At 45.5% G+C, this 11,389-nt stretch carries 10 protein-coding genes; 2 read left to right on the plus strand and 8 right to left on the minus strand.

Features of this window, described 5'->3' with window-relative positions; translation table 11 throughout:
• Positions 1-30: 30 nt before the first annotated feature.
• From EJA10_RS11885 to EJA10_RS11910, 6 genes are all read right to left on the minus strand, one after another.
• Entirely contained in the window at positions 31-1,197 is a 1,167-nt protein-coding gene (locus tag EJA10_RS11885; RefSeq protein ID WP_246017763.1) for an ABC transporter substrate-binding protein, read from the minus strand.
• 53 nt (positions 1,198-1,250) lie between these two features.
• Positions 1,251-1,988 (minus strand): ABC transporter ATP-binding protein, encoded by a 738-nt coding sequence (locus EJA10_RS11890; RefSeq protein WP_125480218.1) that lies wholly within the window; start codon positions 1,986-1,988, stop codon positions 1,251-1,253.
• The gene (locus EJA10_RS11895) at positions 1,985-2,767 is read right to left on the minus strand and encodes an ABC transporter ATP-binding protein (protein ID WP_125480219.1); all 783 of its coding nucleotides are present in this window, start codon (positions 2,765-2,767) and stop codon (positions 1,985-1,987) included. Before EJA10_RS11895 ends, EJA10_RS11890 begins: the two co-directional genes overlap by 4 nt.
• Complete coding sequence (locus tag EJA10_RS11900; protein WP_246017764.1) at positions 2,760-3,794, minus strand: branched-chain amino acid ABC transporter permease; 1,035 nt, start codon at positions 3,792-3,794, stop codon at positions 2,760-2,762. Before EJA10_RS11900 ends, EJA10_RS11895 begins: the two co-directional genes overlap by 8 nt.
• 2 nt (positions 3,795-3,796) lie before the next feature.
• The gene (locus EJA10_RS11905; RefSeq protein ID WP_125480221.1) at positions 3,797-4,675 is read right to left on the minus strand and encodes a branched-chain amino acid ABC transporter permease; all 879 of its coding nucleotides are present in this window, start codon (positions 4,673-4,675) and stop codon (positions 3,797-3,799) included.
• A gap of 582 nt (positions 4,676-5,257) precedes the next feature.
• Entirely contained in the window at positions 5,258-6,592 is a 1,335-nt protein-coding gene (locus EJA10_RS11910; RefSeq protein ID WP_125480222.1) for a UDP-glucose dehydrogenase family protein, read from the minus strand.
• 177 nt (positions 6,593-6,769) lie between these two features.
• Between EJA10_RS11910 and EJA10_RS11915 the strand changes: the two genes are divergently transcribed.
• Positions 6,770-8,305 (plus strand): FAD-dependent oxidoreductase, encoded by a 1,536-nt coding sequence (locus EJA10_RS11915; RefSeq protein WP_125480223.1) that lies wholly within the window; start codon positions 6,770-6,772, stop codon positions 8,303-8,305.
• Between the two features lie 216 nt (positions 8,306-8,521).
• Here the strand turns inward: EJA10_RS11915 and EJA10_RS11920 are convergent, their stop codons facing one another.
• Positions 8,522-9,424 carry an NAD(P)/FAD-dependent oxidoreductase gene (locus EJA10_RS11920; protein WP_125480224.1) on the minus strand — a complete coding sequence of 301 codons (903 nt, stop codon included), beginning with the start codon at positions 9,422-9,424 and terminating at the stop codon, positions 8,522-8,524.
• Positions 9,425-9,604: 180 nt separating this feature from the next.
• On the opposite strand from EJA10_RS11920, the gene EJA10_RS11925 reads away from it, so the two are divergent.
• Positions 9,605-10,654: a hypothetical protein gene (locus EJA10_RS11925; protein ID WP_125480225.1), complete on the plus strand. Its 1,050-nt coding sequence runs from the start codon at positions 9,605-9,607 to the stop codon at positions 10,652-10,654.
• Between the two features lie 40 nt (positions 10,655-10,694).
• Here the strand turns inward: EJA10_RS11925 and pgmB are convergent, their stop codons facing one another.
• Positions 10,695-11,363 (minus strand): beta-phosphoglucomutase, encoded by a 669-nt coding sequence (gene pgmB, locus EJA10_RS11930; protein ID WP_125480226.1) that lies wholly within the window; start codon positions 11,361-11,363, stop codon positions 10,695-10,697.
• Between the last annotated feature and the right edge of the window lie 26 nt (positions 11,364-11,389).

The following is an 11,389-nucleotide window of genomic DNA, read 5'->3' on the forward strand; positions in this document are numbered from 1 at the left end:
CGTTAGAGCCATGGCCAGCCCTTTGCTAAGTTACTTCTTAAATGTCCACTCTCCACCTTTTACTTCTGCCAAAACCATACTATCCGCCTTCAGACCGTTATGGTCCTCAGCGCTGAATGTGAAAATACCGGTTGCACCCACGTAATCCTTGACTTTGTTTTCCAGATAATCACGTATTGCTTCAGGGTCTTTTGCTCCAGATTTCAAAGCTTCGACCACCAGCATGATGTTATCGTAGCCATATGACCCAAAGTTTGTCGGCTCTCCCCCAAACTCTGCCTTATAGCTATCATAGAAGCTGGAGATTACCTTATATTGAGGGTCATCATTTGGGATCTGCGTCGGGAACAAAAGCTTTCCTGTTGGGATCACGACGCCTTCAGCAGCATCGCCGGCTAACTCGATAAACGATTGATTCGCAATACCGTGACTGCCGATATACGGAATATCCATCCCAAGTTCTTTCATATTTTTCGCCGCAATCGCAGGTCCTGGATTCGTTCCCCAGACAATGACTGCTTTAGCTCCTGAGCTCTTGATTTTCGTTAATTGTGTTTTCATGTCCGCATCGTCTGTGTTATAGGATTCATTCGCGACTATTTTTATGCCATAATCACTCTTTAATGCTTCCAGCTGTTCAACCCCACTGGCACCAAATGCGTTGGAATCTGCTAAAATCGCTACATCTTTCAGACCTTGATCTTTTAAGTACATATAGATTCGCTCAACCGCATGGGCATCTGAATGGGGAGTTTTGAATACCCATTTTGATTCCTCGGCAGGTGAAACGATTCCTACAGCTGCTCCTGCTGAAATCAACGGGATTTCATTATCCATTGCTATCCCTTTCATGGCCAGGCTCGCTCCGCTTGTCGTCGATCCAAGTACAGCTAAAACCTTTTCATCATTGATCATCCGGTTCATTTCTTCTGTTGCTTTTTCTGGCGTAGACTCATCATCTGCCAGAATAATGTCGATCGGCACACCGTTGATTCCGCCCTGATCATTAATTTGCTTTTCCAATAATTCTGTTGCATTCCACTCCGGTTCTCCAAGCGGGCTGCCTGGCCCCGTCTTTGAATAAATTGCGCCAATCTTGTAAACTTCTTTCTTCCCTTCTCCATCTACATCCGAACTGCATCCAATCAGCCCCGCAGCCAGTGCTGCTACCATCATTCCAGCCAGTAACTTTTTCAAACTAATTCCCCCTCATGATATAATTATTTTTCTCATAATCTATGAAAAAGCGTTTAAGAAACGGTATGGCCAAGGAAAGCTTCTTTAATTTCAGGATCATCCAGCAGGTTAATAGAACTTCCCTGTTTAATGATGCTGCCGTGTGACATCACATAACCACGGTCGGCAATTTTTAGGGAAGCGCTCACATTTTGCTCGATCAGTAATACGGTAACTCCAAAGTCATCTCGCAGCTTTTTTACATATTCCAAAACCTCTTTGACAATTAACGGTGCTAACCCCAGAGAAGGTTCATCCAGCAATAATAACTCCGGCTTGGCCATGATTGCCCTTGCAATCGCCAGCATTTGCTGCTGGCCACCTGAAAGTGTGCCGCCAAGCTGTTCCTTCCGCTCTTTTAAAATGGGAAATAAGTCAAAAATCTTTTCGATATCCTGGTCTACTTCTTTTTTGCCCGTCTTTTTAAAATGGTGGAAGGCACCTAAATACAAGTTATCAATCACACTTAAGGTACTGAATACCTGCCGATGCTCCGGGACAAGAATTAACCGCTTCTCAACTATTTTTTCGGCTTCCAGTTTGGTAATCTCTTCATTTTTAAAATAGATTTGACCACTCGCTGGCTTAAGAAGACCTGAGATATTATTCAGCATTGTCGTTTTTCCGGCTCCATTTGCCCCCAGCAGAGCAACGATTTCCCCTTTTTTCACCTCAAAACTGATATGGTCCAATGCCTTGATGGGACCGTAGCTGAAGGATACGTTCTTAATTTCCAGAATACTTGAAGTCATACGGTCAGCTCCTTCTCATCAGCCGCTCCAAGATAGGCTTCAATCACACGCTGATTATTCTGTACCGCTTTCGGAGTCCCTTCAGCAATTTTCTCACCCTGATCAAGGACAATGATTTTGTCGCATATCCTCATCACTAAATCCATATCATGCTCGACAACGAATATGGAGATACCCCGATCTCTTATTTTCAAGATTAGTTCACTCATTTCCAGGGTCTCCTGATGGTTAAGGCCAGCAGCAATTTCGTCAAGCAGCAAAAGTTTTGGTTTCGTCGCGAGTGCCCGAGCCAATTCAAGCAATCTCAGCTTTCCCAGGGGCAGATTGCCTGCATCGACTTCGATCAGATCTTCTAAGCCAATGAATTTGATTACTTCCATAGCATTTTCGTAAATGAATTCTTCATCTTTTCTTGAACGTGGAAGTCGAAACGCCGCTGCGGCCAAACTGGATGCAGTTCTCGTATGCAAACCTACCATTACATTCTCGATCACGGTCATTTTCTTGAACACCTGTAAGTTTTGAAACGTCCGGGATATTCCCATTGGCGCAATCTTATAGGAAGGCAGCGCGTCGATTCTTTTATTTTCAAACCAGATTTCTCCTTCCGATGGAGGAAAAACAGCTGAAACCATGTTAAACAATGTACTCTTCCCTGCTCCGTTCGGCCCAATCAATCCAGTTATGTTTTTTCCCTCAATTGTAAATGAGACATTCCGATTGGCCACCACCCCGCCAAACCGTTTCGTCACATTCTTTACCTGCAGCAAGCTAGACATTTTGATCCCCCTTCACTGTTCCTATCGCCGGAACCTTATTTGCCCTGGCAGATTTCTGCTTTTGTTTTTTCAGTTTGGAAGCGATAGCAGGAACCAGGCCTTGAGGAAGGAAAATTACAATAAGCATCATGATGAATCCATAAAGAACTTGTTCAAAATCACTGGTAATGAATGAAACATGGGAGCCAGCTGTGTGAACAATTATACTGATTGCTGAAATCAAAAGCGCTCCGCAGACAGCACCCCAAATACTCGTACCCCCGCCTAAAACAACCATGGTCAAAAACAGGATGGAACCATTCAATCCAAAGGATCCCGGAGATATGCTGTAAGACATATGGGCAAATAACCAGCCTGCAAGTCCTGCAAACATTGAGCTAATGATAAAAACCTGCATTTTGTACTTTCCGGTATCAACCCCCATGGCACCTGACGCTACTTCGCTGTCATGGATGGACCTCAATGCGCGGCCGATTCGTGAATGGATGATATTTAGAGACAAGATGATAACGATCAAGGCAAAAGCCCAGACTAAATAGTAATAGGAGATTCCCTGCCGGAACGTAAAGCCGAATAATTCAATTTTAGGGATGCCAAAGAATCCCGAAGCTCCTTTAGTGACCGATTTCCACTCGGTTAAAAGAACATGGATCACAATGCCAAATGCCAGTGTGGCCATGGCTAAATAATAACCGTGAAGCCTTGCCATCGTATGGCCCAACAAGTAGGCCAGCAGGGCAGGAGCTGCCAGTGAAATAACAAGAGTGAGCCAAGGGTTCAGGCCGAAGGTCGTCGATAAAATGGCAGTTGAATAAGCGCCTATTCCATAGAAGGCAGCCTGACCCAGGGAGATCTGGCCGGCAAAACCCATCAATAATCCCAGGCCGACGGCTACAATGGTGTAAATCCCTGCAAATGTTGCCTTTGTGAGATAAAAAGAAGAAGAAAAAAGGAACGGAAATGATATGACCAATGCAGAAAAAACGGCAATCCCTTTCCAGCTAAAAGACTGGACACCTTTACGCACGATTACAGTCCTCCTTTCCCAACATTCTTTTCCCCAAGTAAACCAAAGGGCCTGATTAATAGAATCATAAGTACAACCCCGAATGAAATTGCATCTTTAATTCCTGAACTAATGTAGCCAGCCCCTAAGGATTCAATGACCCCTAATAAAAGTCCGCCAATGACTGCACCTGGAGCGCTCCCCAATCCACCTAATATACTAGCCGAAAACCCTTTGATTCCAAGCATGATCCCCATATCATAGGATGGGAACATGATTGGGGCGATTACTAGACCCGCGATTGCACCCAAACCGGCACTCAGGGCAAAGGATAAGGAGGACATTTTTTTAGGACTGATTGCCATAAGCCTGGCGGCCGTCGGATTTACAGAACATGCACGGAATGCCTTCCCCAGCATCGTTTTTTCAATCAAGAAATAAAGTACAAGGACAACAAGCAGCATAAAAACCATGACCCATACACTTTGGGGTGTGATGGAAGCACCAAGAATATTGATCGGTACATCGTTTGTAAAAGGTTCAACTTTAACAGAGTTTTTCCCCCATACCATTCCGGCGATGCCGCGGATGAATATGGCGGTACCTATTGTTAAAATGATCAAGCTAAGCGGGTCTGCTCCCTTAGCTTTACGGATGACTGCCCACTCCACGAGCCAGCCAATCGCCATTACGATTACAACAGTCAATAAAAACGCAATGAAGTATGGAATTCCTAATTTAATAAGAGAAAACATCGTCATTCCACCTAGCATCACAAATTCACCCTGCGCTAGATTGATAACCTTTGTGACACTGTAAATAGTGACAAAACCAAGTGCCACGATTGCATAGATGCTGCCTATTGTTAGTCCAGAGATTAAAAATTGAATAGAATCGTTCATTGGAGCCACCCTTCTTAACGATGATTTTCATCACTTAAAATATACGGACTAATAAAAAATGTCATATATTCATCCTACGACCAAATATTCCAGGACTAATTCCGGGACTCTGTTTTCATTAGCTTAACTTTTCAAGCTTTTAAGTTAACAACGTATTCATAGTAATTACTCTAATGTTGTAAATAATAATGGAAACGATTACAAAAAAACGCATCCCTCCTAAGATCTTCAGGTTCTAGGACAACCATAATATAACGGTATTTTACCGATATTAAGATTTTACGTCTTACCATTTAACACTAAATTTAACGTGATTAACTTAGGTTGTCAACAATATTCAAAAAATTATTTATATTCAAATTATTTAAGGTTTCTTGATATAGTAATAAGAGATAGTTTGACTAAAAAATCCTTCTAAATAATCAGCTGAAATGACATTAATTTATTTTTGGAAAAGAATATTTTTTGCGATACGTGTAATAAATTTCTCTAAGCAAAAGGACCACCATCCTACTGATGGTGATCCTCCCAAATCCTCTCTTTTATATGAATAAATAAAAATCCCTATTGACTTGTTACACTTTAATGTTCTAGTTTCTTTAGATACCAACCTGCACTTACGGCCATCCTTCCAACTGAAACATAGCATATCCCTTCATGCTTAGCTTTGTCTAACTCGTAACAATTCCTCCCATCAAATACAACGGGTTCCCGCATGAAAAGTTTAAAATTTTTAAGGTCATACTGCGTAATCTCCGGCCACTCTGTCATGATGAACACAACATCCGCGCCTTTGACCGCAGCATCCAGATGATCCGCATAGTAGAGCCTGCTGCCGTAGACAGCTCTGACATTATTCAGTGCAGCCGGATCATACACAGATATATCTGCCTGTTCCTCAAGCAGCTGGGCGATCAGCTCCAGCGCCGGAGCTTCGCGGATATCATCGGTATGGGGCTTGAACGCAAGTCCCAGTACCGACACCCTTTTTCCTTTCAGGCTGCCGAACATTTCCTTCGCCTTATGGAAGAGCTGCTGTTTCTGCCTGCTATTCACCTCGATGACTGAGCGGAGGATTTTAAAATCATACTGATAATACTCCGTCAGTTTTTCAAGTGCTTTCGTATCCTTCGGGAAACAGGAACCGCCATAGCCGATTCCCGCCTTTAAAAACTGGCTGCCGATCCGCTCGTCCATGCCCATTCCCCTGGCAACATCCTCAATATTCGCGCCAGTGTGCTCACACAGGTTGGCGACTTCATTGATAAAACTGATTTTTGTCGCCAGAAACGCGTTGGAAGCATACTTGATCAGTTCGGCACTGCGGATGTCCGTCAGTAAAACCGGCCGTCCGAATGGTTCATACAGCGTGGCGACCGCGCGGCCCGCCTCACGGTCATCTGCACCAATGACAATCCTGTCAGCATGGAACGTATCAAGGATGCCTGAGCCCTCGCGAAGGAATTCAGGATTGGAAACGACTTTTACCGTGATGCCCTCCGGAATGCTAGCATGCAGCTTTTTTTGAATCATTTCATTTGTGCCTACCGGAACCGTGCTTTTAATGACGAGCACTGCATCCCTCGACAGGTTCGCGGCAATGTCAGCAACTGCAGCCTCTAAATACTCGAGGTTTGCCGAGCCATCTTCATTTTCCGGTGTCCCGACTGCTATGAAAATATAGTCAGCGAAGCTGCAGCCACTTTTTGAATCGGCTGAAAAACGCAATCTTCCTTCCGCCAAATTCTTCTGCAGCATTTCCTCAAGCCCAGGCTCATAAATCGGACATTTCCCTTCAGAAAGCGTGCTGATTTTATTTTCATCTATATCAAAACAGGTCACATTGTACCCAATGTCAGCAAAACAAACACCCGTGACAAGGCCAACATAGCCTGTCCCTACTACTGTGATTTCCATATTGGCCCTCCTTCTTCATGCCTCTATTTTATCATGAGCGAGCCTCCTGCCTATTTCAACCGCTTCATTTGGTAAAAACTTGTCTATTAAAGTTATGGGCAGGGTAAAGGAAATTAGCATGTTTTTCAGGAAAAAGGAAAAATTAGTTAGTATGAAGATTTTTAAGGAGGATTATTGATGAACGATTATACTTCCAAGCTGCCTCGATTCCCAGAACCTTTTTGGCGTAAAACTGCTGAACTGCCTTCTTTTTCAAAACTGGAGCAGGATTTGCACGTCGATGTCGCCGTCGTGGGCGGCGGGATTACCGGGTTGACCTCGGCCTACCTGCTTGCCAAGGCAGGCGCCAAGGTGGCCGTCATTGAAGCAGGAACCATCCTGAACGGCACAACAGGGCATACGACCGCAAAGGTAACCGCACAGCACGGCGTGATTTACGATGAGCTCATCAGCCACTTTGGCGAGGAGAAAGCTCGGCTTTACTACCAGGCCAATTACGATGCAATGCAATTCGTCAAGAACCTGGTGAAAGAGCAGCAGATTGACTGTGATTTGACCGAAGAGGATGCCTACATTTACACGAATTCAGAAAAAGAAATGGAAAATCTCCTGAAGGAGTTCAAAGCATATGAAAAGCTTGGCGTCGTCGGCAGCGAGTATGTCTCTGAGGTGCCAATCCCTGTAGAAGCAAAAGCTGCGATTGTCATGCGCAACCAGGCACAGTTCCACCCGCTCAAATTTTTAAAGCATTTAGTCGAGCGTATTACAGAAATGGGCGGCCAAATTTACGAAAATACAACTGCCGTCGATATGGAGGAAGGATCTGAGCCGGTCGTCACCACTCGTGATGGACACAAAGTTCGCTGCAAACAGATGATCATCAGCACCCACTTCCCATTTTACGATTTAAAAGGGTTCTATTTTTCACGTATGCAGGTTAACCGCTCCTATGTGCTTGCCGTCAGGACTGAAAAGGAGTTTCCGGGAGGCATGTACATCAATGCAGAAACACCGTCACGCTCGCTGCGTTATACGGATTGGAACGGGGAGAAGCTTGTGCTTTTCGGGGGCGACAGCCATATCACTGGCCAGGAGGAAAATACCCATCGATATTACGAGGCACTTGAAGCCTTCGCTGCGCAAACATTCGGTGTGAAGGAGATTCCATTCAGGTGGTCGGCACAGGACCCGACTACGCTGGATAAGATTCCTTTCGTCGGCAAGTATTCCTCCAGCACGGAAAATATCTTCGTTGCCACAGGCTACCGTAAATGGGGCATGAGCAATGGGATCAATGCTGCCTTGCTGATGTCTGACCTTGTTCTGAAAAAAGATAACCCATATAAGGATGTATTTGAACCGCAAAGATTCCATGCAGAACCAGATATTGCGACATTTGTTACTGATAATGCTACGGTTGCCAAAGAACTGATTAAAGGAAAGTTCGATCGTCCATCGACAGATCCTGAAGGCCTTGGGAACGATGAAGGCAGTGCCGTTACCGTGAACGGAAAGCGTGCCGGCGCTTATCGTGACGAAAATGGCCAGCTGCATGTCGTCGATACCACCTGTACCCACATGGGCTGCGAACTTCATTGGAACAATGGCGAACGCACATGGGACTGCCCATGCCACGGCTCCCGCTTCTCCTATAAAGGAGACGTGGTCGAAGGACCAGCCGAGCTGCCATTGCAAAAAGTCGATCTCGAATAGAATAAAGCCGCCATTCAGTCTTGTGAATGGCGGCTTTCATTTTGTCCAACGGGGAATATATCGGTCCCAACGAGGAATATATTGCTTTCAACGGGGAATAAAACCCCTCCAACGAGGAATAAACTTCCGCCAACGGGGAATATCTCCGCCTCAACGGGGAATAAACTCTCGCCAACAGGGAATATCTCCGCCTCAACGGGGATTAAAACCCAGCCATCAGCGCTTCCCCTCAGCTAAAATTGTCTTATGAATCCAGATGCTGGCCTGCATTCCGTCTCCCATCGCGATGGTTGTCTGTTCTGAATGGGCAACGAGGTCGCCTGCGGCCCAGACATTCTCAACGTTAGTCATTTTAGTACGCGGATCGACAAGTACATGCTTGTTTTTATGCAGGTCGACGCCAAGCTGCTGTGCCAGCTGTGATTTTACCTCATTGCCGCCAAAGGCAATAAAGCCGCGCTCAGATGTCAATTCCTCACCGTTTGCGAGGACCACACCTCTGAAGTCAGGTCCATCTGCAAGCACCTTTTCAATCGGCCATTCCACATAAGTGATGCCCTTCTCCTTCATGGCTGCCAATTTTTCCTGCTCCACTTCTTTGTTTTCGTGGTTCACATAGGTGATTTTATCGGTAAAATAGGCCAGGGTCAGTGCCATATTCGCACCAGCCTTCCCCGAACCCATCACGATTGTCGACTTATCCTTCACTTCATAGCCATCGCAGTCCGGACACACGTATACGGTTATTCCCAGTGTCGGCATCAGTTCTGGGAATGGCGGAATCCGGTCCATGACACCTGTGGCCAGCAGCAGCCTTTTCGCCTGATAGGAATCACCGTGTTCCGACTGGATTTCAAACCCGCCCTCCAGCTTTTTCGCATTGACTGCCTTGCCCATTACGAACTCCACTCCGTATTTCTCTGCCTGCTGGCGGCCAACCTCCCGCAAATAAGGGCCACTGACACCATCTGGATAGCCCAGTATATTGTGATAGCTCTGGCAAATCGCCGAACGCCCATCCCCCGAATCCAGCACCAGCACTTTATGATTGTAACGACCAAGCTGGATCGCTGCCTGAAGCCCGGCAATCCCTCCTCCGATAATAAGGCAATCATACATACTCTACACCGTCCTTTAAAAAATTTACCATAATAGCATATTTCCCTGTTATAGGGCAGATAATCCGGTTTTTGCGGCTCAGCAGTTTGTATGGAACACAGACACTAGTTTTGTCGAACACCTGTAAATTACTACTTTCGCACTATGAATTCATTTATAATAAAAGCGAGGTGGATATTTATGTCAAATACAACGATAACAAAGCCAAGACTGATGCTATATGTAATATTAGCCTCATTGATCCTTTTATCGAATTACACCGTTTACCGGACATTGATGTTCGGGCCTGTACCCGAGGGTGCGGTCATTGGTTCATTGCTGGACCTGCTTCTAATCCTGCCACTCATGACGTACTTCCTGATCATCCGAAGAAGACATTCCTTAAAGTATATGGGCATCGTCATACTAGCAGGCTTTGCGGCCGCTTACTTCATCGTCCCGCAGCAGCATTTATCTCAGTACCCATTCCTGCCCTATCTCTTGATGGTTTCCGAAGGAGCCTTTCTCCTATTTGAGCTTTACATAGCTTATACAGTGGTAACGAGGCTGCCGAAACTGGTAAAAGAATATAAGAGCTTGGCCAAGAAGGATTCTTTTTTTCTTTTTAACATCAGGACAGCTGTCGAAAGAAGCCTCCATGGGAATAATGCGGCACAAGTCCTTGTGACCGAATTTTCCATGTTCCATTATTCTCTTTTCTCATGGAAAAAGAAACTTCAGATTGATGAGGGACAGCCTTTTACCTACCATCAAAAAACAAGTGTCAATGCCGTTTATATCATGATCATTCATGCGATTGTGCTTGAGTCGGTCGGCCTGCATTACTTCCTGCACAGCTGGAATGCCATCGTTTCGTACATCCTGCTATTCTTGAACCTTTACGGAATCCTCTTTATCCTGGCAGAGCTTCAGGCAACCCGTTTGACGCCTTTCTTGCTGGCAAATGACCATTTGCTTCTGCAGACAGGTTTCTCTAGGTCAATGTACCTTCCATTGAGCAAGATAAAGGAGATTAGGTATTACGATGGCCCTGAGAAAATCAGTGGAAAAGAAGTGTATGATGCCAGGGTGCCGGATTTAATCCAGGAAAAACCGATGTTCGAGATTCTGCTCCATGAACCAGTGGAAGTCAAATTCCTCTATGGTTTTAAGCGGAAAGTGACCCGGGTTGTCCTCAATGTCGATGAACCGGAGAGTTTTTTTCAAGCAGTAAAGCAGTCATTGAAATAACAAAAAACCCGGCCGCAAATCCAAGGCCGGGTTGATTTTTTTACGCATGATATTCTTCTAAAATCTTTTTCAGGGAAAGCTCCGCAGTGCTCGCATAGACGAGATCGGCGTTTTCAAAGCTTTCTTTCGGCCCCACAGCTACCGCAAACATGCCTGCTGCTTTGATCGCCTGGACACCAGCTGCAGCGTCCTCGACGCCGATGCATGCTTCCGGCTCAACGCCCAGCATTTCTGCAGCACGAAGGAACACCTCAGGATGCGGCTTGCCGTTTTCAACAGTCTTCGCGTCAACAATAATATCAAACTCGGATTTCATCCCAAGCGACTCCATGACGGTGAAGGCATTCTTGCTCGCAGATGCCATACCAAGTTTAAGCCCTTTTGCCTTGATATCCGCAATCAGCTCTTTGATTGCCGGTAAAAGGTCTGCAGGAGTGATGTCCTGAATCAGCTCTAGATAATGATCATTTTTCTTCGCTGCCAATGCCTCTTTTTGCTCGGCTGTAAAATCACCTGAACGGTTGCCAATTTCAAGGATTTTCTCGAGAGAATCCATTCGGGAGACGCCTTTCAGCTCCTCATTGTCCTCACGGGTAAAAGTGATGCCCAAACCCTCAGCCAGCGCTTTCCACGCTAGGAAATGGTATTCCGCCGTATCAGTAATGACACCATCAAGGTCAAAAATGAACGCTTTTAGGGGTCTTGTCATGTTCATACTCCTTTCTTGAATCGTTC

This window comes from Mesobacillus subterraneus (assembly GCF_003937825.1).
Lineage (GTDB): Bacteria > Bacillota > Bacilli > Bacillales > Cytobacillaceae > Mesobacillus > Mesobacillus subterraneus.